This is a genomic window from Altererythrobacter ishigakiensis, from assembly GCF_001663155.1.
Taxonomy (GTDB): Bacteria; Pseudomonadota; Alphaproteobacteria; order Sphingomonadales; family Sphingomonadaceae; genus Erythrobacter; species Erythrobacter ishigakiensis.
The window spans coordinates 644729-671098 of sequence record NZ_CP015963.1; the positions used below are offsets into that span (position 1 = coordinate 644729).

The 26370-nt window shown below is 56.8% G+C and carries 23 protein-coding genes; 18 read left to right on the forward strand and 5 right to left on the reverse strand.

The window, feature by feature from the left end:
* The first annotated feature begins 29 nt into the window (after positions 1-29).
* The 10 genes from pheS (at position 30) to A6F69_RS03205 (ending at position 12699) form a co-directional block, all read left to right on the forward strand.
* Positions 30-1130 (forward strand): phenylalanine--tRNA ligase subunit alpha, encoded by a 1101-nt coding sequence (pheS, locus tag A6F69_RS03160; protein WP_067597248.1) that lies wholly within the window; start codon positions 30-32, stop codon positions 1128-1130.
* Positions 1127-3493: a phenylalanine--tRNA ligase subunit beta gene (gene pheT, locus A6F69_RS03165; RefSeq protein WP_067597250.1), complete on the forward strand. Its 2367-nt coding sequence runs from the start codon at positions 1127-1129 to the stop codon at positions 3491-3493. Before pheS ends, pheT begins: the two co-directional genes overlap by 4 nt.
* A gap of 18 nt (positions 3494-3511) precedes the next feature.
* On the forward strand, positions 3512-5059 hold the full coding sequence (locus A6F69_RS03170; RefSeq protein WP_067597252.1) for a peptide chain release factor 3: 1548 nt from the start codon (positions 3512-3514) through the stop codon (positions 5057-5059).
* Positions 5060-5109: 50 nt separating this feature from the next.
* A complete protein-coding gene (locus A6F69_RS03175; RefSeq protein ID WP_067597254.1) occupies positions 5110-5979 on the forward strand; it encodes an alpha/beta fold hydrolase in 870 nt (289 codons plus the stop codon).
* Positions 5979-6536: a pyridoxamine 5'-phosphate oxidase family protein gene (locus A6F69_RS03180; protein ID WP_067597260.1), complete on the forward strand. Its 558-nt coding sequence runs from the start codon at positions 5979-5981 to the stop codon at positions 6534-6536. Before A6F69_RS03175 ends, A6F69_RS03180 begins: the two co-directional genes overlap by 1 nt.
* Positions 6537-6550: 14 nt before the next feature.
* Positions 6551-7261, forward strand: coding sequence for an endonuclease/exonuclease/phosphatase family protein (locus tag A6F69_RS03185; RefSeq protein ID WP_067597261.1), 711 nt, complete (start codon positions 6551-6553; stop codon positions 7259-7261).
* A gap of 148 nt (positions 7262-7409) precedes the next feature.
* Positions 7410-7748, forward strand: a complete 339-nt coding sequence (locus tag A6F69_RS03190) for a P-II family nitrogen regulator (RefSeq protein WP_067597264.1) — start codon at positions 7410-7412, stop codon at positions 7746-7748.
* A 17-nt stretch (positions 7749-7765) separates the two neighbouring features.
* Positions 7766-9130, forward strand: a complete 1365-nt coding sequence (locus A6F69_RS03195) for an ammonium transporter family protein (RefSeq protein WP_067602345.1) — start codon at positions 7766-7768, stop codon at positions 9128-9130.
* A gap of 261 nt (positions 9131-9391) precedes the next feature.
* Positions 9392-12103 carry a TonB-dependent receptor plug domain-containing protein gene (locus tag A6F69_RS03200; RefSeq protein ID WP_067597266.1) on the forward strand — a complete coding sequence of 904 codons (2712 nt, stop codon included), beginning with the start codon at positions 9392-9394 and terminating at the stop codon, positions 12101-12103.
* Between the two features lie 122 nt (positions 12104-12225).
* A complete protein-coding gene (locus A6F69_RS03205) occupies positions 12226-12699 on the forward strand; it encodes a GNAT family N-acetyltransferase (protein ID WP_067602349.1) in 474 nt (157 codons plus the stop codon).
* Here A6F69_RS03205 and A6F69_RS03210 read toward each other — a convergent pair.
* The 3 genes from A6F69_RS03210 to A6F69_RS03220 are packed head-to-tail and all read right to left on the reverse strand — an operon-like array spanning position 12696 to position 15663.
* Positions 12696-14282: a GMC family oxidoreductase gene (locus A6F69_RS03210; protein ID WP_067597268.1), complete on the reverse strand. Its 1587-nt coding sequence runs from the start codon at positions 14280-14282 to the stop codon at positions 12696-12698. The two genes, A6F69_RS03205 and A6F69_RS03210, sit on opposite strands and share 4 nt — an antisense overlap.
* A gap of 24 nt (positions 14283-14306) precedes the next feature.
* Positions 14307-15254 carry a sterol desaturase family protein gene (locus tag A6F69_RS03215; RefSeq protein WP_067597271.1) on the reverse strand — a complete coding sequence of 316 codons (948 nt, stop codon included), beginning with the start codon at positions 15252-15254 and terminating at the stop codon, positions 14307-14309.
* Positions 15247-15663: a hypothetical protein gene (locus A6F69_RS03220; RefSeq protein ID WP_067602352.1), complete on the reverse strand. Its 417-nt coding sequence runs from the start codon at positions 15661-15663 to the stop codon at positions 15247-15249. Before A6F69_RS03220 ends, A6F69_RS03215 begins: the two co-directional genes overlap by 8 nt.
* A 67-nt stretch (positions 15664-15730) precedes the next feature.
* Here A6F69_RS03220 and A6F69_RS03225 point away from each other — a divergent pair, with 67 nt between their 5' ends.
* On the forward strand, positions 15731-17152 hold the full coding sequence (locus A6F69_RS03225) for an amidohydrolase (RefSeq protein ID WP_067597274.1): 1422 nt from the start codon (positions 15731-15733) through the stop codon (positions 17150-17152).
* 12 nt (positions 17153-17164) lie between these two features.
* Here the strand turns inward: A6F69_RS03225 and A6F69_RS03230 are convergent, their stop codons facing one another.
* Positions 17165-17605 (reverse strand): protein tyrosine phosphatase family protein, encoded by a 441-nt coding sequence (locus tag A6F69_RS03230; protein ID WP_067597278.1) that lies wholly within the window; start codon positions 17603-17605, stop codon positions 17165-17167.
* 230 nt (positions 17606-17835) lie between these two features.
* On the opposite strand from A6F69_RS03230, the gene A6F69_RS13240 reads away from it, so the two are divergent.
* The 7 genes from A6F69_RS13240 (at position 17836) to A6F69_RS03265 (ending at position 24655) form a co-directional block, all read left to right on the forward strand.
* On the forward strand, positions 17836-18579 hold the full coding sequence (locus tag A6F69_RS13240; protein WP_067597280.1) for a cold-shock protein: 744 nt from the start codon (positions 17836-17838) through the stop codon (positions 18577-18579).
* Positions 18580-18701: 122 nt separating this feature from the next.
* A complete protein-coding gene (locus A6F69_RS03240) occupies positions 18702-19892 on the forward strand; it encodes an aspartate aminotransferase family protein (protein ID WP_067602355.1) in 1191 nt (396 codons plus the stop codon).
* Positions 19892-20845: an ornithine carbamoyltransferase gene (argF, locus tag A6F69_RS03245; RefSeq protein ID WP_067597283.1), complete on the forward strand. Its 954-nt coding sequence runs from the start codon at positions 19892-19894 to the stop codon at positions 20843-20845. The genes A6F69_RS03240 and argF overlap by 1 nt, the downstream gene beginning before the upstream one ends.
* A gap of 55 nt (positions 20846-20900) precedes the next feature.
* Complete coding sequence (hslO, locus tag A6F69_RS03250) at positions 20901-21791, forward strand: Hsp33 family molecular chaperone HslO (protein ID WP_067597292.1); 891 nt, start codon at positions 20901-20903, stop codon at positions 21789-21791.
* A gap of 98 nt (positions 21792-21889) precedes the next feature.
* The gene (locus A6F69_RS03255) at positions 21890-22291 is read left to right on the forward strand and encodes a DUF3617 domain-containing protein (RefSeq protein WP_067597294.1); all 402 of its coding nucleotides are present in this window, start codon (positions 21890-21892) and stop codon (positions 22289-22291) included.
* Positions 22292-22352: 61 nt separating this feature from the next.
* Positions 22353-23048 carry a 7-cyano-7-deazaguanine synthase QueC gene (gene queC / locus A6F69_RS03260; RefSeq protein ID WP_067597296.1) on the forward strand — a complete coding sequence of 232 codons (696 nt, stop codon included), beginning with the start codon at positions 22353-22355 and terminating at the stop codon, positions 23046-23048.
* A gap of 26 nt (positions 23049-23074) precedes the next feature.
* Positions 23075-24655: a spinster family MFS transporter gene (locus A6F69_RS03265; protein ID WP_067597298.1), complete on the forward strand. Its 1581-nt coding sequence runs from the start codon at positions 23075-23077 to the stop codon at positions 24653-24655.
* A 363-nt stretch (positions 24656-25018) separates the two neighbouring features.
* Here the strand turns inward: A6F69_RS03265 and A6F69_RS03270 are convergent, their stop codons facing one another.
* Complete coding sequence (locus A6F69_RS03270; RefSeq protein WP_067597301.1) at positions 25019-26101, reverse strand: OmpA family protein; 1083 nt, start codon at positions 26099-26101, stop codon at positions 25019-25021.
* Positions 26102-26370 lie beyond the last annotated feature (269 nt).

A 26370-nucleotide genomic window follows, 5' to 3' on the forward strand; every position in this document is an offset into this window, starting at 1 on the left:
GAGCGCCCTTCAAACGCGAAATATTAGCAATGACAGATTTGACACCACAAAAAGAGGCAGCACTGGCTGCCATCGACAGTGCGGAAACGCTTGATACGCTGGAGGAGCAGCGCGTTGCTGCGCTCGGCAAAAAAGGCTGGGTGAGCGCGGCCTTGAAAACGCTTGGGCAGATGAGCCCGGAAGAACGCGCGTCTGCTGCGCCCGCTATCCAGGCTGTACGCGGCGAAATCGCCGATGCGATTGCTGCGAAAAAAGGCTCATTGGAAGCTGCCGCATTGGAAGCACAACTTTCGAGTGAAACGCTTGACCTGACGTTGCCCGCGCCTGACGCGCCGAAGGGATCTGTCCATCCTGTCAGCCAGGTGATGGACGAACTGGCAGAGATTTTTGCCGACTTGGGTTTCGCCGTTGCAACCGGTCCAGAGATCGAAGACGACTGGCACAACTTTACTGCGCTCAACATGGATGAGAGCCATCCTGCGCGCGCGATGCATGACACCTTTTATTTCCCTGACAAGAACGCTGACGGCAATTCTATGCTGCTACGCACGCACACTTCGCCTGTGCAGATACGTTCTATGAAAGAGCACGGCGCGCCGATCCGCATTATCGCGCCGGGGCGTGTCTATCGCTCTGACAGCGACGCGACGCACACGCCGATGTTTCACCAGGTTGAAGGCCTGGTGATAGACAAGGATATTCATCTCGGACATCTCAAGTGGACGCTTGAGACTTTTCTCAAGGCCTTTTTCGAGCGCGACGACATCGTGCTTCGTCTGCGCCCCAGCTATTTCCCATTCACGGAGCCCAGTGTCGAAGTGGATGTTGGCTACTCGAAAGAGGGTGGCCGCTGGGTTGTCGGCGGCAATGGTGATGACGATGGGCATGACTGGATGGAACTGCTCGGCAGCGGCATTGTGAATCGCCGCGTAATCGAGATGGCCGGGCTCGACGCAGACGTCTGGCAAGGCTTTGCGTTCGGCGTCGGTGTCGACCGCTTGGCCATGCTTAAGTACGGCATGACCGATCTTCGTGCCTTCTTCGATGGCGATGTACGCTGGCTGCAGCACTATGGGTTCAGTCCGTTCGACCAGCCGACGCTTTCCGCAGGTGTAGGAGCGAAATCATGAAGTTCTCGCTCACTTGGCTCAAAGACCATCTCGAAACCGAGGCTTCGGTGAAGGAGATTGTCGATACGCTCAATGCCATCGGACTGGAAGTCGAGGGTGTTGAAGACCCGGCGGAGCGGCTGGCTGGCTTCACCGTCGCCAAGGTGCTGACAGCTGAAAAGCACCCGGACGCTGACAAACTGCAAGTGCTCACTGTCGACACGGGTTCGGGCGATCCGCTGCAAGTCGTTTGCGGGGCGCCGAATGCGCGCGCAGGCATGAAGGGCGTGCTGGGACAGCCTGGTGCAGTTGTGCCATCGAATGGCATGGAGCTCCGCAAAAGTGCGATCCGCGGCGTCGAATCAAATGGCATGATGTGCTCGGTGCGCGAGCTTGAGCTGGGCGATGAGCATGATGGCATCATCGAACTGCCTGAAGACGCACCGGTTGGCCGCAGCTTTGCCGATTATCACGGGTCTTCACCAGTGATTGATGTGGCGATTACGCCGAACCGCCCTGACTGCATGGGGGTTTACGGGATTGCGCGCGATCTGGCGGCGGCCGGGCTTGGCAAATTGAAGCCGATCGCGATGCCGGAGTTTGCCGCCGATGGCGCATGCCCCGTCGAAATTCGCACGGACGATCCGGAAGGATGCCCGGCATTCTATGGCCGCGTAATCACAGGCGTGAAAAACGGGCCGTCACCAGACTGGCTGCAACAGCGGCTGACCAGCGCAGGTCAACGCCCGATCTCGCTCTTGGTCGATCTGACCAACTACGTCATGCTCGCCTACGGCCGACCGGCACACGCCTATGACCTGGCAAAGCTAACCGGCGCGGTGGTCGCCCGCCGGGCAAAGAATGGCGAGCAGGTGCTGGCGCTGAACGAGAAGACGTACACGCTCGACGACAGTATGACGGTGATCGCTGACGATGCGGGCGTGCACGATGTTGCCGGCATTATGGGCGGTGAAGACTCGGGTTGCTCGGACGAGACGACCGACGTGCTGCTTGAGATCGCCTATTTCAATCCGGCGCGCATTGGCGTGACAGGCCGCAAGCTTGGCCTCGCCTCTGACGCGCGCACGCGTTTTGAACGCGGAGTGGATCCGGCGTTTCTCGATGACGGGCTGGATCTGCTGACCGGGCTGATTGTCGAGCTGGCGGGCGGAGCCGCGAGCGAACAGGTACATGCCGGATCGCCGCCGAGCGAACCAAAGGTCATCAGCTTCGACACGGGCCTTACCGCTCGTTTGGGTGGTGTTGATGTGCCTGCCGGGGAGCAGAAGCGCATTCTGGAAAGCCTCGACTTTGCGGTCGATGGCAGTTGGAATGTTACCTGCCCCACGCGTCGCCATGATATCGAAGGCGCGGCTGATCTGGTCGAGGAAGTCGTTCGTATTCACGGCCTCGACAAAGTCGAAAGCGTTGCGTTGCCTCGGGCAGATGGCGTTGCGAAGCCGACCGCTACCCCTGAGCAATTGACCGAGCGCAAGCTGCGCCGCGCAGCCGCTGCGAGCGGGCTCAACGAAGCGATCACCTGGTCGTTCATTTCTGAAGCGCAAGCAGAAAGCGTGGGCGGCGGCAAATGGGTGCTCGATAACCCGATCAGCGAAGACATGAAGGTCATGCGGCCGTCATTGCTACCCGGATTGCTGTCAGCGGTTCAGCGCAATCTCGATCGCGGCGCCTCCAGCGTACGCTTATTCGAAATCGGGCGGCGCTATCTGGAGGATGGCGAACGGCCAACCTTGGTTTGCGTCTTGGCGGGAGACAAGCTGCCGCGTGGCTGGGCTTCGGGCAAAGCTACATCTTTTGACGCTTACGACGCGAAGGCAATCTGCCTTGAACTGCTTGAGGCTGCAGGTGCACCTGTAAGCAATCTGATGGTGATGGGTGAAGCGGGCGATGCCTATCACCCGGGCCAATCAGCGACACTACGACTGGGCCCGAAGAACCGGATTGCAAGCTTCGGCATGATACACCCGTCAATGCTCAAGGCATATGATATCAGTGTTCCCGTGGCGGTGGTTGGTATTCATCTGGATGCGGTACCGGCGAAGAAGAATGCGGACTTTGCGCGCAAGCCTTATAGCCCGCCAAGTTTGCAAGCAGTAACGCGTGACTTCGCCTTCCTCGTTCCGGCGGAATTAGCAGCGAGCGATCTGGTGCGCGCGGTGAAGGGTGCGGACAAGACAAACATTGTCGATGCGCGCGTGTTTGATGTGTTCGCGGGACAAGGCGTGCCTGAAGGTAAGAAATCGGTCGCTGTCGAAGTAACGCTTCAGCCAATCGAGAGAAGCTACAAGGATGCGGATCTCAAAGCGATCTCTGACGCGATCGTTGCCAATGCGGCCAAGCAGGGGGCGGAACTGCGCGGATAATCCGCGTTCCGGCAATCCATGTCCAATCCAAATGAGTCGAACAGACGTACATTCGCGATCATCTCGCACCCTGACGCGGGTAAGACCACGCTTACGGAAAAACTGCTGCTGCAAGGCGGCGCGATCCATCTTGCGGGCGAGGTCAAGGCGCGTGGGCAGGCTCGTCGTGCGCGTTCGGACTGGATGAAGATCGAGCAACAGCGCGGTATCTCGGTCACGTCGTCAGTCATGACGTTCGAGAAAGAGTATGATGGTGAGACGATCACTTTCAACTTGCTCGACACGCCGGGGCACGAGGATTTCTCTGAAGACACCTATCGCACGCTGACAGCAGTCGACAGTGCGATCATGGTGATCGACGCGGCCAAGGGTATCGAGCCGCAAACCCGCAAGCTGTTCGAAGTGTGCCGCCTGCGCAGTGTCCCGATCATCACCTTCGTCAACAAGGTCGATCGCGAAGGGCGCCCGGTCTTCGAACTGCTTGACGAGATCGCGGACATGCTCGCGCTCGACGTGTCGCCGCAGATGTATCCTGTGGGCATGGGCGGCCAGTTTGAAGGCATTCTCGACTTTGCCAGCGGCACGGTTGCTCGACCGGAAGGCCCCTCGAAGGAGTTCACCGGCAAGCGCGATGCCGATGCTCAGCTGCCTGAAGACATCGCGGAGAATGTCGAACTCGCGCAGATTGGCTATCCCGAATTTGACCTGGAGGCATACCGCAACGGCGACCTAACACCGGTCTATTTCGGTTCGGCGCTGAAGAATTTCGGGGTTGAAGAACTGATCGATGCGATCGCGAAATACGCCCCGCCGCCGCGCCCGCAACCGGCAGGCGATGAACAGATTCCGCCTTCGCGCGACGAGGTGACCGGCTTCATCTTCAAGGTTCAGGCGAACATGGACCCGAACCACCGTGACCGGATCGCTTTCATGCGGCAGGTGTCCGGCACCTTCAAACGCGGGATGAAGCTGACGCCCTCAGGGCTGGGCAAGCCAATCGCGGTTCACTCGCCGATCCTGTTTTTTGCGCAAGACCGCGAAATTGCGGACACAGCCGAAGCGGGCGACATCATCGGCATTCCCAATCACGGCACCTTACGCGTGGGCGATACTCTCAGCGAAAAGAACACTGTGCGCTTCACCGGTCTGCCCAACTTCGCGCCGGAAATCCTGCGCCGCGTACAGTTGAAAGACCCGACCAAGACCAAACAGCTTCGCAAAGCGCTGGACGATCTCTCCGAAGAAGGCGTGATCCAGGTCTTCTACCCAGAGATTGGCGCACAGCACATTGTGGGCGTAGTCGGTCAACTGCAATTGGAAGTGTTAATCTCGCGGCTTTCTGCGGAATACAAAGTCGAAGCCGGGCTGGAAGCATCCCCCTTTGCCACCGCGCGCTGGGTCAAGGGGCCAGCCGCCGCGCTTAAGCAGTTTGAGGATTTCAACCGCGCCAATCTGGCAAAGGACCGCGACGGCGATCTGGTGTTCATGGCCAAGAGCCCGTGGGACGTGAACTATCAGGCCGAAAACAACGCCGAATTGACCTTTTCTGCGACGAAGGAACGCTAAAGCTCAGGCTGGGCTTGCATGGCGCGCAAGCTTGGCTCAAAGCATGAGCCATGAACGGTTCAGGACCAACTTCCCAGACATTCATCTCGCAGCGTTTGCGTCTCAATTACGAGGATTGGGGCAATCAGGACATGCCGCCCCTGGTGCTGGTCCATGGCGGGCGCGACCATGCGCGCAGCTGGGACTGGACCGCAGAACAGCTTCGCAAAGACTATCACGTTGTGGCGATGGATCATCGCGGACATGGTGACAGCGATTGGGTGTCTGACGGCAACTACCGGGTCAATGACATGGTCTATGACCTCGCGCAGCTGATCCATCAGCTCGGGCGCGGTCCGGTGACCCTTGTCAGCCATTCGATGGGCGGCAACGTCGCGCTACGCTATGCGGGCGTGTTCCCGGATATGGTCAAGAAGATTATAGCCATCGAAGGCCTTGGGCCTTCGCCCGACCGCCAGGCTGAAATGCGCAGCACCCCTTATCCCGAACGCTTTGCCGAATGGATCGGCAAGAAACGTTCTGCATCGGGCCGCACGCCGCGCAAGTATGAAAGCATCGAATTGGCTTTTGCGCGGATGATTGAGGAGAACAGTTACCTCACCGAAGAGCAGGCGCGCCATCTCACGATCCACGGTATCAACCGGAACGAGGATGGCACCTATAGCTGGAAATTTGATCCGCACCTCAACGTCTGGGCAGTTGAAGATGTTGCGGATGAGTTTCTGCAGCAAATCTGGGGAGCGATAACAGCGCCAACGCTGCTGCTTTACGGGGCTGATAGCTGGGCGTCGAATCCGGCGAAGGATGGCCGGATCAAATACTTCAACAACGCTGAAGTGATCGAATTCGAACAGGCGGGCCACTGGCTCCACCATGACCAGTTTGATCGCTTTATGACGGTTCTACGGGAATTTCTGTGATGGCTGACTTTTTCGACGCATTGGAAGACAAGCACGTTGAGATGATTAGCAAGCAGCCGGTGTTCTTCGTCGCAACCGCGGCTGAGGGCGCGCGGATCAATCTAAGCCCTAAAGGTTACGATGCGTTCCGGGTGCTATCAGCGACGCAAGTTGCCTATCTCGACCTTGGCGGCTCAGGCAATGAGACGCATGCTCATCTTGCTGCCGATGGGCGCATCACGATCATGTTCTGCAATTTCCAGCAGCCCGCGCTGATCCTGCGCATCTATGGCCGCGGCCGGGCAGTGCTGCCGCAGGATTCGGAGTGGGACGATCTTGTTTCACATTTCACATTGCTTCCGGGAACACGCCAGATCTTCGTGATCGATGTCGAGAATGTTCAAACCAGCTGCGGTTGGGGCGTGCCCTTTATGGAGTATCAGGAAGAGCGGCAGACACTGAAGAAAGCGCATGCGCAGTCGAACCCCGATGAATGGGCGGCAAAGCACGCCTTGCGCATTTCCAGCATAGACGGCCTGCCAACACGCGCTACTGACCGCTATATCGCGGGTGAATAAGGCGGCACGGGCGGGTGCAGCTCACCTTCGCCAGCTATAACATCCACAAGGCTGTCGGCCTTGATGCACGGCGTGATCCGGATCGCATTATTACTGTGCTGCGCGAAGTCGACGCGGACATCATCGCGCTGCAAGAGGCGGATCGACGAATTGGGCAACGCGCGAGCGTTCTCCCGCGGGCCTTGCTGGATGACACAAGATGGCGGCCACTTGCCGTTGCGAAGCGCGCCCGCAGCCTTGGCTGGCACGGCAATGCATTGCTGGTTCGGCGGGACTTTGAATGCAGCTTTGCGGAACCGCTAGACTTGCCGACACTTGAGCCGCGCGGAGCCGTGATGGCAGAGTTGCAGCTTGGCGATCAAAAGCTGCGTGTTGTCGGCGCGCACCTGGATATCTCTGGATTGCGCCGGCGCGATCAGGTCAAGGCAATTCTCAAACATTGTGCTCGAAGGGAACGGATGCCGACCGTTATCATGGGCGATTTCAATCAATGGGGTAGGCTGTCTGGTGCTATGCGCGCGTTCGGCATGGCGTGGCAGCAAATCACGCCAGGTCCGAGCTATCCGGCGACGAGACCGATCGCGCGTTTTGATCGCATCGTCACTACGCCCGATTGGGGCTATCGCGATAGTGGCGTGCACCATAGCGCAATAGCGGCGGTCGCCTCTGACCATTTGCCTATTTGGGCGACGCTTGATCTGCACAAAAAACAAGCGACCGATTAAAAAATAGGCAATATTTAACTTTTTAGGTAGGGCTAGGGTGCTCTCTCTCGCTGGTTAAAGCGGGATTCCGAGCCTTTAGGGATTCTGGCACGCCTCTTGCTGCACCTGCGAAGCCGGGAATGTGCCCGGTGAGCTGTAGGGGGCAAAGATGAAGTTCATCATCGCCGTAATAAAACCGTTTAAGCTCGATGAAGTCCGCGAAGCGCTGGGCGGCATCGGGGTCGCAGGGATGACTGTTTCCGAAGTAAAGGGCTTCGGCCGCCAAAAGGGTCAGACCGAAATCTATCGTGGTGCAGAATATTCGACCAACATGCTTCCTAAAGTGAAGCTGGAAATCGCAGCGGCTGACGACATCGCCGCTCAGGTGGTCGAGACCATTCAGCAAACGGCCAGCACTGATGCCATCGGCGATGGCAAGATATTCGTGCTCGATCTGGCTTCCGCCACGCGCATCCGCACCGGCGAGACCGGCGAAACAGCGCTGTGATCAAGGGGACAAACAAGATGAATCGTAAACTTCTAACCCTCGCGACTCTCGGGCTCGGTGCGCTGACTATGTCGCAGCCAGCTTTGGCAGCTCCCGTTGCAGACGCTGTAACTGAAGCGGTTGAAGCAGCGGCTGCTGGCGATACTGTTAGCGCTGGCACTGCTTACATTCTCAACACTCTGCTGTTTTTGATCGGCGGCTTCCTGGTCATGTGGATGGCTGCTGGTTTTGCCATGCTCGAAGCTGGCCTGGTTCGTGCAAAGAACACCAGCGTTCAATGTATCAAGAACATCGGACTCTACTCGATCGCCGGCCTCATGTTCTGGGTTATCGGCTATAATATTGCCTATCCTGGCTTTGCAGAGGGCTCATTGGGCCTGTTTGGCGTGGCAGGCGGGCCTTACACGATGCAGGGCGTTGGCGAAGCAGACCTAGAAACAGGTTATTCAGTTGCATCAGACTGGTTCTTCCAGATGGTGTTCTGCGCTACCACGGCTTCTATCGTGTCAGGCACCATTGCCGAACGCGTCAAGATCGTTCCGTTTTTCCTCTTCGTGGTTGTTCTGACCGGCGTAATCTACCCGGTTGTTGTCAGCTGGGAGTGGGGCGGTGGCTACCTTGATAGCGTCCACGGCTTCAGTGACTTTGCCGGCTCAACTCTGGTTCACTCGACTGGCGGCTGGGCAGCACTTGTCGGTGCTCTGATCATCGGCCCGCGCCTCGGTCGCTATGGCGCTGACGGTAGGGTCAATGTCTTCCCGGGCGCGAACATTCCGCTTGCTACACTGGGTACGTTCATCCTGTGGCTTGGCTGGTTCGGCTTCAACGGCGCGTCGCAGCTCGCGATGGGCACAGTTGGCGACGTTTCCGATGTCTCGAAGATTTTCGTGAACACCAACATGGCGGCTGCTGCCGGTGTTGTTGCGGCGATCGTTGCAACCCTCGTCCGCTACAAGAAGGCTGACGTGACCATGGCTTTGAACGGCGCACTGGGCGGTCTGGTGGCTATTACAGCTGAGCCACTCGCCCCAACCGTCGGCGGATCGATTTTCATCGGTGCTGTAGGCGGCCTGATTCCGGTCATCTTCGTGCCGATCCTCGACAAGATGAAGATCGACGATGTTGTTGGCGCGATCCCGGTTCACCTGATTGCAGGTATCTGGGGCACCATGATCGTCCCGCTGTATGGCGATGCTACCTACATGGGCCAGTTCGTCGGCGTTGCGCTGACAGCTGTCTGGGTATCGCTTGCCTCGCTCGTTGTTTGGATCGCGCTGAAATACACCATCGGTGTCCGTCCGAGCGCAGAGGAAGAGACCGCTGGTCTCGACCACAGCGAAACCGGTATCGAAGCCTATCCGGAATTTGCCCGGACGGCCTGATCACAAGTTTGGCGGGGTGAGGAACCTCTCTCCTCTCCCTCCTCCCCCCGCCTCACATCGTTCCTCCTGCGAACGAACAGACTAAGTAGGGCCGGAGCCACTCGCTCCGGCCCCTTTTTTCGCCAAGAATCCGATGTCGCATTTCTGCAACATAGCTCGACCGTTCGTCGCATATTCTCCGCAGCTCTATTGTCTGAAAAGAGAAACGGAATCACTCTGTGATTGATGCGGGCAAAAGCCCGGTCTTGCAGGAGGATGTCTATGTTTGCTTTCAAGAAAACACGTGCTTTACTTTTGACCGGATGCTCGCTTGGTATGATGGCGACTCCCGTGATGGCACAGGATGCCAGCTCGGACGGTGCTCAAGCACCCACGATCATTGTTACAGGTACACGTCAGTCAGACCGTTCTGCAGGTGACACCGTTGCCCCTGTTGACGTGGTGTCAGGAGCAGAGCTCACCAATCAGGCGGACAACGATATTTCGAACCTTCTGCGTGTCGCGGTCCCATCGTTCAACGTCAACACACAACCGATTTCCGATGCTGCGACGCTGGTACGACCAGCCAACCTGCGCGGCCTATCACCTGACAACACATTGGTGCTGGTCAATGGCAAGCGTATGCACCGCGCAGCCGTGATTGCCTTCCTTGGTGGCGGCATCGCCGATGGTTCGCAAGGTCCAGACGTATCGACCATACCATCGATTGCCATCAAGCAACTCGAAGTGCTGCGCGATGGCGCGTCATCGCAGTACGGTTCTGACGCGATCGCAGGCGTGATGAACTTCATCATCAAGGATGACGCTGAAGGCGGCTCGATCTCCGGTAAATGGGGCTCGACCTATGAAGGCGACGGTGACAATTATCAGATCGCTGCGAACATCGGCCTGCCAATGGGCGATGCTGGCTTTCTTAACCTCAGTGCCGAGTATCAGGAATCCGACGCTACCAGCCGTTCGGTTCAACGAACTGATGCAGCGAACCTGATCGCTGCTGGCAATGCTGCAGTTGCTGATCCCGCGCAAATCTGGGGTCAGCCCAACGTCAATGATGACATCAAGCTGTTCGCGAACTTCGGTATTGATCTCACTCCGGAAATTTCGCTCTATGCATTCGGCAATTACGCCGAGCGCAATGTTGATGGCGGTTTCTTCTTCCGCAACCCGACCAACCGCGGCGGCGTCTATGCTGGCCCACTGGTTGATCCGGTAACCGGCTTTGCAGATCCAGCAGGTGTAGCTTCGGTGTTGGTCGGCGACCTGTCGATTAATGACACCGGCGACTGCCCGGCAGGCATCCCACTGACCGGAACAAATGGATTGATTCCTGACCCGACTGTCCTGGCAGCGGTGACAGCTGACGCAAATTGTTTCTCATTCGTAGAGTTGTTCCCGGGCGGCTTCACGCCGCGCTTCGGGGGCGATCTGGAAGATTACTCTGGTGCCGTTGGTATTCGCGGCCGACTGCTGGATAGCATCGACTTTGACCTAAGCTATCGTCATGGTCGGAACGACATCAGCTTCTTCATCCGCAATACGATCAACGCGTCGCTCGGGCCGAACACGCCGACCGAATTCAATCCGGGCGGTTACACCCAGACTGAAAACGTGTTCAACCTCGATCTTGGTTATGAACTCGCTGTTGGCGAAGGCACAGTCTATATCGCCGCCGGCGGTGAATATCGCGATGAGGAATTCACTATCACTGCGGGCGATCCAGCCAGCTTTGCGCTCGGCCCGCTTGCCACGCCGACTGCTGCCTATCCCGTTGGTCAGGGCTTCTCCTCCAGTTCGAACGGTTTTGGCGGTTTCGCCACCAATGCTGCCGGGTCGAGCAAGGAAGACAACAAGGCTGCTTACATCGATATTGAAGCTGACTTGATCGATTCCCTGACGTTGCAGGCTGCGGTTCGTTATGAAGACACCAAGACCTTTGGCGACACTACGACCTGGAAACTGGGGGCCTTGTATCGACTGTCGGACGCGTTGCGGGTTCGCGGCACATATTCGACCGGCTTCCACGTACCAACTGCCGGTCAGGCAAACGTGATCAATGTGACCACGCAGTTCTCTGGCGGCATGTTGCAGGACGAGGGTACATTCCCGCTCTTCAGTCCCGCAGGTCTGATCGCCTCGGACTTTGTTGCTGACAGCGTGGCCAACGGCGGACTTGGTCTTGATCGTCCGACGCTTGGACCGGAAGAGTCCGACAGCTTCACGCTTGGTCTGGCCGGTGATTTTGGAAACATCACCTTCACGCTTGATTACTTCAACATCAAGCTGACTGATCGTATCTCGCGTTCTTCAACGATCGACTTCACAGCCGCTCTGCAATATCTGGCAGCGCGCGAAGGCGTGGCGGTAACCAGCACAGATACATCGGGCCTGCTGGCCGAACTCGGCACAGCCGGTGTGATTGATCGCGCTGACTTCACCGGTTTTGAAGACCTGACAGCCTTTGCGTTCTTCAACAATGCGTTCGATACGCGCACGCAGGGCGTCGACTTTGTGGCGAATGCCGATCTCAACGTGACCGAGGGCGGACGCACGAAGGCAACGCTGGCAATCAACTACACGAAGACCAGTGTGCTGAATGCCGATCCGACAATTTCGGACACGCGTATTCAGCAGCTTGAAGAGAACCTTCCGCAGTGGAAGGGCTTCCTCAATCTGACCCACGAAGAAGGCCGGGTTCGCGGTCTGCTGCGCGCCAATTATTACGGCAGCTTCTACGAAGCACACCTTGATGATGGCACGCTGCCGATCAACGCGGGTTCACGGGTCACTTTCGATGCCGAACTGGGCTATGAAGTGATCGACGGTCTGGAGATCGCAGCAGGTGCGCAGAACCTGTTCGACACTTATCCGACACGCAACCCTTGGGACTTCGTGGCCGGTGCAAAATACGCTGTGACCTCGCCATTCGGCTTTAACGGTGGCAGCTACTACCTTCGGGCACGTTTCCAGTTCTGATTGGACGCAATCTCGTATAGAAATGGGGGCGGCCTGCGGGTCGCCCCTTTTTGTTTGGAGCTCAATGTTTGATCGAAATCCGTATTGCCAGACAGTCCGATGCACCGGCGATCAAGGCGCTGATGGATTTGGCAATCAGCGAACTGCAAAAGGGGTTTCTGACACCTCAGCAGGTCGAATCCTCTCGCGCAGGTATGGGACTTGATCTGCAACTGATCGAGGATGGTACCTATTTCTGCGTCGAGGAAGATGGATCGCTCGTTGGCTGTGGGGGCTGGTCGCGGCGTGCCACGCTATATGGCGGCAATCACTCAGCTGGCCGGGACCCGCGATTGCTCGATCCGGCGACCGAGCGTGCCAGAATCCGCGCGATGTACACACATCCTGAACACACGCGCAAAGGGATCGGTCGCTTGATTCTCGACACTGCCGAAGCAGCCGCACGCGCGGCAGGCTTTTCCGCGATAGAGATGGCAGCGACGATGTCGGGCAAGCCGCTGTACCTCGCTTGCGGCTACGAAATTGAAAGCGAGTGGTTCGACGAGAATGGTGCGGTGCCCGTCCCGCTCGCGACAATGTGGAAGCAACTGGACTAGGCAGTCGCGGTCTTCACGAAGTCGGCACACCGTTCGCCGATCATGATACTTGGCGCGTTTGTGTTGCCGCTTACGATCTTGGGCATTATCGAAGCGTCGGCAATCCATAACCCTTCAACGCCGCGTGCTTTCAATTTCGTGTCCACCACGCTTTCTTCGTCCGCGCCCATGCGGCATGTTCCAACCGGGTGATATACGGTGTCCGCACGATTGCGGATCAACTCATTGAGCTCAGCGTCATCGTCCAGATTGATGGGGTGACGATCGGTTGGCTTGTAGTCGGCAAGCGGCGGCGCATCGACGATCCGGTGGGACAGCCGAACGCCAGCTCTCATCACCGCCAGGTCTCGCTCATCATCCAGAAAATTTGGATCAATCCGCGGAGCGTCGGCCGCGTTTGACGAACTGAGCCGTACTGTACCGCGGCTCTCCGGCCGTAAGGCGCAGGCATGAAGCGAAAATCCGTGGCCGCTTACTTTCTCGCGGCCATGGTCTTCGAGTACGGCCGGAACAAAGTGCCACTGCACGTCTGGAGCTGGGCTGTCAGGCATAACCTTCCAAAAACCCCCGCTTTCCGCGTAGCATGTTGTCATGATTCCCGTGCGTTTACGCCTATGCTCGAATATAGCCTTGATCATACGCCACGTACCCGTGAGCGAATTTCCGATAGGATCAGTGGACTGAGTTGCCCAGCCGGATACATAATCAATGTGATCTTGCAGATCACTGCCCACCGCGGGTTTATCTATCGCGACATCGATACCGTGCTGCCGCAAATGCTCACCCGGACCGATGCCCGATAGCATCAGTATCTGCGGAGAATTGAACGCGCCGGCAGACAGGATCACTCCGCGCCGCGCTTTCACAACCTCGCGTTTTCGCCCGCGCTTGATGGCAACACCGGTTACGCGGCCGTCTTCGATCACCAGCTTTTCGACCAGCGTGCCGGTACGGATTTCGAGATTGGGCCTGCCGCGCAGCGGCTCGACATAGGCGCGCGCTGCAGACCAGCGTTCGCCGCCCTTTTGCGTCACCTGATAAAGGCCGAAACCTTCCTGGCTGTCGTCGTTGAAGTCCGCGTTGCGTGGCAATTGGAGCTGCGCAGCACTTTCGACAAACGCGGTGCTGGTGGGATTAGGCCATTTCTGGTCCGATACGGAGAGGGGGCCGTCGCCGTTGTGGTATTCATCACTTCCGCGGACATTGCCTTCGCTACGTTTGAAATAAGGCAGCACATCGTCGTAGGCCCATCCTTCACAACCCATCGCAGCCCAATTGTCGTAATCCCAGGCGTTGCCGCGGATATAGACCATGGCATTGATGGCCGATGATCCGCCAAGGCCCTTGCCGCGCGGTTGATACCCGATGCGACCATTAAGGCCCTTTTGCGGCACGGTCTCGTAGCGGTAATTGGCGTTCTTCAAAAGGAAAGGCATCATGCCCGGCGTCTTGACCAGAAAGTTGTCATTCTTCCCGCCCGCTTCGAGCAGGCAAACTGTTTTTCTGCCGTCTTCGGCAAGCCTGCCGGTGGCTGCACTGCCGGCGCTACCACCGCCAATCACGATATAGTCGAAGGTATCCATTCTCTCTCCTCTTGGAAGAGAGTGTTACGCAGGCTCTTGCTCGCCTGCAATCGGGTTTTCGGATGCAACCTGATTTTCTTGAGCCTTGCGCGCCAGCCAGCGCGCGCGAATTGTGTCGGATGTGTCGCGGCTGCCATCGTGCGACCAGCCGGGTTCGCGCAGCAGGTAGGATAGCTTGTGCTTCCAGGGGCTGCGCCAGATATCGCCCAGCATACCGATCCATTCATGGAACACCGCCCACAACAGGTTGAAGCTACCCAGCTGCTTGATGATCCCATAGCGGATATTCTCATCATCGCTTTCAGGCTCAAACGTTCCAAACATCTTGTCCCAGACGATGAAGACACCTGCATAATTGCGGTCAAGATAGCGTGGATTTGTGGCGTGATGAACGCGATGATGGCTAGGGGTGTTCATTACAGCTTCAAACCAGCGGGGCATTCTGTCGATAGCCTCGGTGTGGATCCAGAACTGGTAAATCAGGTTGAAGCCGCCGCAGATGGCGATCATCAAGGGATGAAATCCAAGCAGCACCAGTGGCACCGCGAACAGGAACCCGAACGTAAACGGCCCGGTCCAGGTTTGTCTCAGGGCAGTTGAAAGATTGTAGTGCTGGCTTGAGTGGTGGTTCACATGTGCTGCCCACATCCAGCGAATACGGTGCCCTGCGCGGTGCACCCAATAGTATTTCAGATCGTCCAGAACGAAGCATAGTGGCCAAGCCCACCATACTGCCCACCATTCAGGACCCAGATCGAACAGGCGATACTCCCAAACGGTAAGAAACAGCAGGAAGAAAAAGCCACCGAAGATCAGGCCGGACACCGTGCTCCCGAGGCCAAAAGCAAGACTGGTCAGTGTGTCGCGCGGTTCATAGGCGTCGGGCCGATTGCGCCATGCCCAGATCATCTCGATCAGGACGAGCAATACAAAGCCGGGCACGGCATATTCGGTGGGCGAGAAATCAGGCATCGGAACTACTACTTAGGAGATTGATCGCGTCGGCCCAAGCCTCAGGATCGTCAATCGCGAGCGAAACCAACCCGTAGCGCTTCTCTCCGCTATCGATTTGTAACGAGCCATTTGCAACCAAGGCATTGGCCTCGTTGCGCAAAATGCGCCCGGCAAACTTGTTTCCATGAGGTTTCAGTACCAGCACACGGCCGGCCTGATCGCGCATAATGGCCCCTCGCCCATCGGCGTCGATTGCAACACTGACTGGCTCGAAACCGTCAACCGCTTCGTTTGCCGCTATCCTCGCTTCGGCTTCACTCGCGAGTACTGCTGTTCCCCCCAACTTTAGCCACCAGGCAAGCCCGGCCAACGCGCAGATAGCGACAAGCGAACCGAGGAATTGGAGGAGTTGCGGTGCAAGATTCATCGAATTGGCAATTGGCATGCGGCGCGGTTTGCGGCAAGCAGGCAATTAAAGAGAGGAGTTTCAGTTGATGAAATCATTCGCGAGCCTGATGGTGATTGCAGTGCTTGGTGCCAGCCCTCTGGCAGCGCAGTCTGCAGACCCGATTGCCAATGTAGAAGCGCAAACAGAGCGTACAGAGCGTGTTGCACAGCAATTGTGGGACTTGGCTGAGCTGGGATACCTTGAAGAACGCTCTAGCGCGCTGATGATGGACGAGCTTGCCGCGGAAGGATTTGTTATCACCGGCGGCATCGCGGAAATTCCTACCGCATTTGTGGCCGAGTGGGGCGAAGGCGGACCTATCATTGCAATTTTAGCCGAGATGGACGCACTGCCCGGCATCAATCAGTCGGCTGAACCAACCCGTGATCCTATTGAAGGAAAGGGCGCGGGGCACGCTTGCGGACACAATCTGTTTGGCGCTGGTTCATTGACTGCGGCGATCGCAGTGAAGAATTGGCTAGAGGCAACAGGAACTCCCGGACGAATTCGCCTTTACGGAACCCCTGCGGAAGAGGGCGGTTCTGGCAAGGTCTATATGACCCGCGCGGGCATGTTTGATGATGTAGACATCGCAATTCATTGGCATGCTGATGATGAAAACAGCGCTGCGGCGCGCACTAGCCTCGCCAATCGGTCCGCGAAATTCCGTTTCACCGGCATCTCAGCGCATGCTGCCGGCGCGCCAGAGCGCGGCAGATCCGCGCTCGATGGTGTTGAAGCCATGAACATGATGGCAAACATGATGCATGAACATATTCCGCAGCAAGCGCGCATGCATTATGTCGTGACAGCAGGGGGCAATGCACCCAACGTTGTCCCTGACTTTGCGGAATCGTTTTACTATGTTCGCCACCCCGACCCGGAAGGTGTCGAGGCAATCTGGTCACGTCTGGAAGACGCAGCCCGCGGCGCGGCGCTCGGTACCGGGACGAAAGTCGAATGGGAAATCATTCACGGCAATAATCCATTGTTGGTAAACGAGACTCTGGCCAAGGTAATGGATGCCAAACTACGCCAGATTGGCGGCGTTGAATACACCGCTGAAGAGCGGGCATGGGCAGAGCAAATCCAGGAATCGCTGGGTGATGCGGCAAAGCCCCTGGAAAGTGCAGCTGAAATCGGGCCCTACAATAAGAGCCTAGGCTATGGCTCGACCGATGTAGGGGATGTTAGCTGGGCCACGCCCACAGTCGGTGTGCGCACCGCCACCTGGGTTCCGGGCACAAGCGCGCATAGCTGGCAAGCGGTTGCCGCCAGTGGCCATTCGATCGGTCACAAGGGAACTGTGGTTGCGGCTAAGGCGATGACGCTGATGGCAGTTGAGTTGTTCACCAATCCGGACCTGCGCGAGGCCGCCCGGGCCGAATTCGATCGATCGCGTGGTCCCGATTACGAGTATCGCTCGCTACTAGGTGACCGCGCACCGCCGCTGGATTACCGCAAGTAGGCCTCGCGCAGGTCAGGCGTTGGCCTGCGCTGACAACACGTCCATTGCGGCGCGCACCGGTGCGACATCGTAGCCAGCGCTGCGGGCGGCTTCGGCGATTTCGTCTGGGTCACCGCCTCCGCGCGCCTGCGCCAGAGACCACAGCAAAGTGGATCTTGTACCACTGCGGCAATAGCCGAGCACCTTGCCTTCAGCATTGGCAAGCGCATCCTGCATGGCTGCGACTTGTGGCTCGCTGAACCCTGACTGTCCGATCGGAATTGCCAGATAGTCCATGCCAGCGGCGCGAGCGGCCGCTTCGATCTCTGCACCTTGCGGTTCGCTGGGTGATTCGCCGTCAGGGCGATTGTTGATGATGAGTCTCACGCCTTGCTCTGCCGCGTCAGCGATGTCTGCCGGTCCAATCTGCGGACTTGCCAACATCTCGGCGCTCAACTCGCGAAAATCACTCATCCTGCTGCTCCTCGTAATCCTTCACCAACAATGCGAAAATGTCACATTTTCAGGTCTACATATGCCGTATCGCTAAATCATTCGCATAAAGCATCTTTGTGCGCTATGCTAAGTGATTGTGAGGTGGGGTCTGGCGTTTCGCTATGCTGCCTGCTGCGTCAATTCGGTCGGCCGTCCACGGCTTTGACGTAAGTTATGAGGGGCGGAAGTGATAAGGTACGTACTAGATTATGGGTTACGATAGAGGACGCCGCCGCGGACGGGACAAGCGCGACGGGTTCGGTGAAGATAGCTTCGATCCTTTTGGCGGCGGTGACTTTCCGCCCCGTGATAACTTCGGACAACAAGATCGTTTTGGCGGCGGTGGTCGCGGGTTTGGCGACGATCGTGGCGGCGGCAGTGATCGGTTCGGCGGTGGTGGTCGCGGCCCAGGTGGCGGCGGACGCGGGCCTGGCGGCGGGGGCGGTGGTTTCAACCGCATGCCTGCTCAGGTCGTTGGTACCGGAAAAGGCACAGTGAAGTTCTTCAACAGCCAAAAAGGCTTTGGCTTCATCCAACAGGAATCGGGCGGCGAAGACATCTTCGTTCATATCAGCGCAGTTGAACGTGCCGGCCTTGAAGGTCTGGCCGAAGGGCAAGAACTCGAATTCAATCTGGTTGATCGCGGCGGCAAGGTTTCCGCCCAGGATCTCCAAGTTGTTGGGGAAGTGATCGCAGTTGAGCAGCGTAGCGCTGCGCCTCAGCGTGAACTGACAGGAGAGAAAGCAACCGGCACAGTGAAGTTTTTCAATTCGATGAAGGGCTTTGGCTTTCTCACTCGCGACGACGGACAGCCGGATGCTTTCGTGCATATCAGCGCGGTCGAGCGTTCCGGACTACAGGAAATCAACGAAGGTGAACGCTTCGAATTTGATCTCGAAGTCGATCGACGAGGCAAGTATTCGGCGGTCAACCTCGTTCCCGTCCAAGGTTGATACGTTCCTGCCAGTGGCGCATTTGACCGCTGATTGGCAGAATATTAGATGACGTGGAGATGGCGGTCCGACGGGCCGCCATTTCTCTTTTCGAACGCGCACATGACTTGAGGATTTTTGCGATGTCGATCTCTCCCCTAATGCCAGTCTATCCCCGTTGCGGCGTACGTCCTGTGCGCGGCGAGCATTGCCATTTGATTGATGAGGACGGCACGCGTTACCTCGATTTTGCAAGCGGGATTGCTGTGAACCTTCTGGGGCATTCGCATGAAGGCCTGATCTCTGCGATCCAGAAGCAGGCCGCCACTCTCATGCATGTTTCAAACCTGTATGGCAGCCCGCAAGGGGAGAAGTTGGCTCAGCAGCTCGTCGACAACACCTTTGCCGACACAGTTTTCTTCACCAATTCCGGTGCAGAGGCAGTTGAAACCGCGATCAAGACGGCGCGTGCGTATCATCAGCATGAAGGCGATACGACACGTTTCGAATTGATCACCTTCGCCAATGCATTTCATGGCCGCACGATGGCAACAATCAGTGCGTCAAACCAGGAAAAGATGCACCACGGCTTCTCGCCGCTGCTTGCGGGGTTTAAATACGCGGAGTTCGACAATCTGGAATCCGCCAAGGCGTTGATGGGGCCTAATACGGCGGGCTTCCTCGTAGAGCCTATTCAGGGCGAAGGTGGGATTCGCCCTGCATCCGAAGAATTCATGCAGGGATTGCGTCAACTTGCGGACGAAAATGATCTCATGCTCGTGCTTGATGAAGTACAGTGCGGCGTTGCACGAACCGGCACGCTATATGCCTATGAGCAATATGGCACCACGCCTGATATCGTGGCGACCGCAAAGGGCATTGGCGGCGGTTTTCCGTTGGGCGCATGTCTGGCCACAGAGAAGGCCGCACGCGGAATGACCTTTGGTACGCACGGCTCCACTTACGGTGGCAATCCACTTGCGATGGCAGCTGGCTCAGCCGTGATGGAGGCCGTCGCCAACGACGAATTCCTCGGCGAAGTCCGGGAGAAAGGTGACCGTCTACGAAGCCGCCTTGAACAGTTTATCGGTAACTATCCGGAGCTTTTCGAGCTTGTCCGTGGAAAGGGGCTGATGCTTGGTATCAAGATGAAGGTCGAGAGCCGTCCATTCTTTGTGCACCTGCGCGACAACCATCAGCTTTTGACTGTTGCGGCCGGAGACAACACACTTCGTGTCTTGCCACCTTTGGTAATCGGCGATGCAGAGATCGAAGAATTCTTCGAAAAGCTCTCCGCAGGCGCAGCGAGTTACGAAATCCCGCAGGCAAGCTGATGACAGCACCGCTTGATCTTGCGCCTGAGGTGCGCAGTTTTCTCGATCTTTCTGACGCGGGCGGTGAAGCAATCGCGGCAATGATTGCCGATGCCATCGATCGCAAAGCGGCTCGCCAAGGGTGGCCAAAGGGCAAGCCCGACGCAGATCAGCCGCTCGCGGGACATGTTCTGGGCATGGTGTTTGAGAAGAACTCTACGCGGACCCGGGTCAGTTTTGACATTGCAATGCGGCAATTGGGGGGATCTTCACTGATCCTGGACTCAGCTTCGAGCCAGCTAGGGCGCGGTGAGTCCATTGCGGATACAGCGCGTGTACTTAGCCGCATGGTGGATGTGATCATGATGCGGACAGATGATCACGCGAAGGTGGAAGAGATGGCGCACTATGCCCATGTGCCGGTCATCAATGGTCTGACAGATCGCTCACACCCATGTCAGATAGTAGCCGACCTGCTGACCATAATCGAACACGGAAAGCCTCTACCCGGGCTTGAATTGGCGTGGTTCGGTGATGGCAACAATGTTCTGCATTCCATTCTGGAAGCCGCTGGGCTGATGAAGTTCAATGTACGAGTGGCCACACCTGACGGTTATCAGCCGGAAAGCGAATTCATTGAACTGGCAAGAGCCGGCGGATCAAATGTAACCTTGACCCAAGACGCGGCACTTGCCGCCGATGGTGCTGACATCATTGTTACCGACACATGGGTATCGATGGGCCAGGATCACGCGCACAACAAGCTTGCCGCAATGGCACCCTATCAGGTCAATGAAGCTTTGATTGCGAAGGCGAATGACGATGCGAAGTTCTTGCACTGTCTGCCGGCACACATCGGCGAGGAAGTGACCGAAACTGTATTTGAAAGCAGTCAATCAGTTGTTTTCGATGAAGCAGAAAATCGTATCCACGCACAGAAATCAATCTTGCGATGGTGCTTTGGTCAGATTTGACAAGTGAAGGGCTCGCGCTCTTTCAATCGCTGACAATGGACCCATATCTTTGCGCATGAAAAAGCACGTCGAAACCTTTCAAGACCAACTGCTGAATTTCAGTATACCGGATCGCGACGCCCGCGGCCGAATAGTGCGTCTTGATCGGGTGGTAGGAGAAGTCCTCAGCGCGCATGATTATCCTGAACCGGTCAGGCACTTGCTTGCCGAGGCCCTGATACTTGCTGCATTGATGGGCGGCTTGCAGAAAGACGATGGTGCACAACTGACGATGCAGGCGCAAACGCAAACCGGGCCTGTCAAGCTGCTGGTTGCGGATTTCCGGATGGGAGAACTGCGCGGTTACGCAGACTTCGATCATCATGCATTGGCTGACGTAGGTGCGAATCCGTCGCTTAAGCGGCTATTCCGCAGCGGCTATCTTGCGATTACTTTCGAAACCGGGAAAGGGCAGCGCTATCAGGGGATTGTGCCGCTTGAAGGGGCGTCCCTGTCGGAAGCTTGCGAGCACTATTTTGTTCAGTCCGAACAGATCCCGACCTTGTTGCGGCTCGGAATCAGATTCCAGGGTGAGGCGTGCCTCGCTGGCGGGATACTCGTTCAGCATTTGCCGCAAGGTGAAGTTGGTCGAGCACGATTGCATGCCGAAATGGAGCACCCCGATTGGGAGCATGTGTCGGCGCTCGCCGGCAGCATGAGCCATGCCGAACTGGTTGATCCGAAGCTTTCGATGGAGGCGCTGATTTGGCGCCTGTTCCACGAAGAGAACAAAATTCTGATCGAGAAGGGTGTTAAGCTTGCCAAAGGCTGCCGATGTTCAGTCGGGCATTATGACAGCGTTATCTCCAGGTTTCCAGAATCCGAGCGCGACGAAATGCGCAATGAACAAGGTAATATCGTTGTCGACTGCGCCTTCTGCTCGAAAGAGTTTATCTTGAGCATTTAACGGCAACTTGTCGCTGTTCAGCAACGGTTTATCGCTTGCAAGCTATCGATCTAACCCATTCTAGGCCCCATGGCCTCAAGCAATTGGCGCAGGAATCTATGAAAACAATTCTCGCGATTATTGGAGTCCACGCTGCTGCTCTGGCGGCGGCATACGCCGTTCCTGGAAGCGCACAGCCGTCGGGTTTGGCGATGATGGACGGGCTTGAGAAAGGCGAATGGACGATCACATTTCGTGATGGGACGCCTGGGCGCCGGATATGTGTGCGGAGCGGCAACGAATTGATCCAGCTTCAGCATGAGGGTGAAGAGTGCAGCCGGTTTGTAATTGAAGACAAAGCTTCTGATGCGACAGTGCAGTACACGTGTCGCGGAAACGGATATGGCCGAACTACAGTCCGACGCGAGACAGGATCACTGATCCAGATCGAAAGCCAGGGCATCGCCGGCGGCCGGCCATTTGAAATAAGCGCTGAAGGAAGGCGAACTGGAACCTGCTAAAGTGTCGCCGCGCTTTGCATGAAATGATTGCAAGAGAGAATTGAGCGGCTAAGCCAGCTGCATGTCTGACAATTCACCCAAAGCCGAAAAATCTGCGGTAGTGCTGCTGTCTGGTGGCCTGGATTCGATGGTGACGGCTGCGCTAGCGCTCGAGCAAGGTTTTGCGATCCATGCTTTAACCATCGATTATGACCAGCGGCATCGTCGTGAACTTGAAGCAGCACGCCGCATTGCAAAACAACTAAATGTGGCGCGACATATCGAGTTGCAGATGAATATGCGAGCGATCGGCGGATCCGCTCTAACCGATTTAATGGACGTGCCAAAGGACGGTGTAGGAGATAGCATCCCCGTGACCTATGTACCGGCCAGAAACCTTATATTCCTCTCAGTATGTGTTGCAGCTGCGGAAGCTGCAGGCGCGAGTGATGTCTTCATTGGTGTCAATGCGCTCGACTACTCAGGTTATCCGGATTGCCGGCCTGAATTCATCGCGAGCTTCGCCGAAACTGCCCGCCTGGGAACAAAATCTGGTGTCGAAGGAGAAGCATTTGTGATTCACGCGCCGCTGCAGGAAATGACCAAAGCGGATATCGCGCGCGAATGCGTTCGCTTGGGGCTCGAGCCATCGAATAGCTGGTCATGCTACGACCCCACTGAAGACGGTCTGGCTTGCGGGCTGTGCGATTCTTGTCGCCTCAGAAAAAAGGGCTTTGCCGAAGCAGGGCTAACAGATAGCACCGCTTACGCGGATTGACCCGCAGTTTGGCGAGAGGCATTTAAATGAGTGATCCTGCGCAGTTGCAGATAGAGGAATCTGCAGGCGACCAAAAGGTACCTGCATACAGCTGGTATGCGCTAAGCATTCTGGTCGTTGTTTATGTGCTGAACTTTGTTGACCGCAATATCATTTCGATACTCGCTGAGGACATCAAAGCTGATTTGGGGCTTCGTGACGACCAAATCGGATTTCTCTATGGTACTGCGTTCGGAGTGTTCTACGCGCTTTTCGGCATCCCACTCGGCAAATTGGCCGATAGCTGGAACCGGGTACGCTTAATGACGGCTGGTTTGGCCATCTGGTCAGCATTCACTGCCTTGTCCGGATTTGCCAAGAATTTTGCGATGTTGAGCGTCGCGCGAATTGGGGTCGGCGTGGGTGAAGCAACTGCAAGTCCCAGTGCTTACTCGTTAATTTCTGATTGGTTTCCAAAGAAAATGCGAGCGACTGCTTTGGCAATCTACTCGTCTGGGTTGTACGTTGGCGGTGGTGTTTCTCTCCTGATTGGAGGCGCGATCGTTGAGCGCTGGAATGCCGCTTATCCAATGGATGCACCTTTGGGACTGGCCGGCTGGCAAGCTGCTTTTATTATCGTAGGTCTACCAGGGCTGCTTCTGGCGGTATTGGTCGCGACCTTGCGAGAGCCGTTGCGAGGCCAGAGCGAAGGCATAACTACGCCACCTCCAAAAGATCCGTTCCGCGGCTTTTTCCGGGAACTCGTAGCCGTGATCCCTCCATTCACTTTGATCGGAGCAGCGCAGGCGGGCGGCCGTGGAATTGCCCTTAACCTCGCGGGTGCATTGGTAATCGGCGGGATCGCCTACGCAATGGCTGTTGCAACGGACAACTATCAGCAATGGGGAGCGGTTGGGATCGGATATTACGCGATCTTCAGTTGGGCATCTACGCTCAAGCGCCGCGATGAACCTACGTTTCGCCTTATCTGGGGAACGCCAGCGTTCCTTACAACAATTCTTGGATACGGTATGGTCGCCTTCATGTCCTATGCGGCATCGTTTTGGGCCGCGCCTTACGCCATCCGTATTCTTGAGGAAGCACCATCCACTGCCGGTTGGTGGATCGGTGGGCCAGGGGCCGTCGCCGGTTTTCTTGGTGTCATCTTCGGAGGGCGGGCTGCCGACTGGCTGCGGGAAAGAAACCCTGCGGGTAGATTGATTGTCGTTGCATTCGGGCTCACGGCGGCTGCGCCGTTTCTCTTCCTGATGTTCACCACCGATGATCCCACCATCTTCTACATCGCGGCCTTCTTCCAATCGCTTTTCGGCAGCTCGGCGCTAGGGGGTGCGGCAGCAACAACTCAGGATCTTGTTTTGCCACGTATGCGCGGGACAGCTACGGCGACCTTCTTCCTAGCGACTACGCTGGTCGGCTTGGCGCTCGGACCCTATATGGCGGGTCAGGTTTCGACGATGACTGGCAGCCTGACTACTGGCGGGTTGAGCCTGTTGGTAGCTGTGCCGATTGGCCTGGTATTGCTGGCGATTGCTTACCGCACGGTACCCTCCGCTGAGCAAAGCGTCATTCAACGGTCTGTCGCAGCTGGGGAAACAATACAGAACTAATCGACAAAGCCTTAGTTGCTGGCGCCCGGAGCAACATTGTCCTCTCGCAGAGGCTGAACCACTAACGCGTCGGTTTGCTTGCCCGCACGACCGGCCATGGCCGGTGCATCAAAAAAGGCCTGCCGGCTTATTTTGATACTACCGTATTTAGTTTCGGCGCTGGGCACGCTGAGATTAGAGCTTGGCGATGACCGAGCCCGGTTGTCAGGCGAAGTTCATGGAACTCTGCGTCATGTGGACTCATGCTCATCTGAATCCTTGTGTTCCTTGCGCCGCGAACGATTCAACGCACCTTCATTTCGCCAATAAGAAAGGGGCCGGATCGCTCCAGCCCCTTCCTTTTATTCTGCCGAGTGCGGAAGCTTACATTCCCGAACCTGGGCCGTAAGTCACTTCAACACGGCGGTTCTGCAGCTCACGTACGCCATCTTCTGTAGCTACGCGAGGCTGTGATTCGCCAAACGCTTCGCTAGAGATCCGGTCATCAGGAATACCGCGCCCATTCAGGTATTCGCGAACTGACGCGTTGCGGCGCTCTGCGAGACCCATGTTGTAGGTTGTGGTACCTGAACGGTCAGTGTGACCAGCGAGCATTACGCTAGCAGTGCCGCAATCAGCATACGCTGTCACCGCATTATCCAGAACCGTAGCCGCCTCTGGGGTCACATCTGATTCGTCCCAGTTAAAGAACACGATGTACGGGCCAGTGTTGCACACCGGTGCCGGAGGCGGCGGCGGCGGCGGAGGCGGTGGTGGCGGCGGAGGAGGTGGTGGTGGTGGTGGTGGCGGCGGAGGCGGCGGTGGAGCCGGCTCTTCACCAAAGTTGTATGTCAGAGTACCCAGCAAGGAATGGGTCGAAACATCAGTTTCAATGCCTGTCCCATCGCGCAATACGATGTTGATACCCGGCGCATTGAAGTAGCGATACTTCAGGCCAACATCCCAGCGATCTGTAAGCGGTGCACGTGCACCAGCAAGGAGCTGCCACGCGATGCCCGTGTCTGAATCGTCATATAGACCCTCTTCGTCGGGCAAACGAACTAGACCATTCTCCAATGCTGAGCGTGCAACACCCACGCCGCCCCCGAAGAAGCCTTGAAGTCCATCATCGGGCCCGAAATCGAAGAGGCCATTGAGCATAAAGCTCAGGAAATTGCCTTCGCCATTGGCAGCGACATCGGTAACACCGAAATTGATCGATTCAAGATTGGCTTTCTTATAAGCCACCTCAGTTTCGAGGCGGAAAGCTCCAAAATCGTGTCCAACAACGGCGCCAAAATCATAGCCTTCATTGTGGTCTACTGAGATATCAGTGCCATCAACGGTGGCATCATCAACAATCATCGCACCGCCATCGACGCCAATATACCATTGGCCTTCTTTAGCGAGCGCTGGTGAGGCGAGAGCGGTCGATGCCAACGCCATTCCCATCGCGAGTTTACGCATAGGTATAATCCCCTTTAGATTGAGCGAACTTCGAATTTGTCACGTTTTTATCTGCTTAAACGCTCTGAGGCAAGAAGACATTAGATAGAATGTGTTGTAATTTCGCCGCTAGTATCAAGTCATCTCACCTCGTCGCCACAAACAAACGTTTGGTCGGCATAGATTCCGACACTTGGTCTGCCTGGTGTACGCGCGTAACCTAGCGTTCGGTGGTGTGCTGCTTGCTCATCCAGCGCGCCTCGCTTAGATGGAGCTTCGTAGTTCAAGGC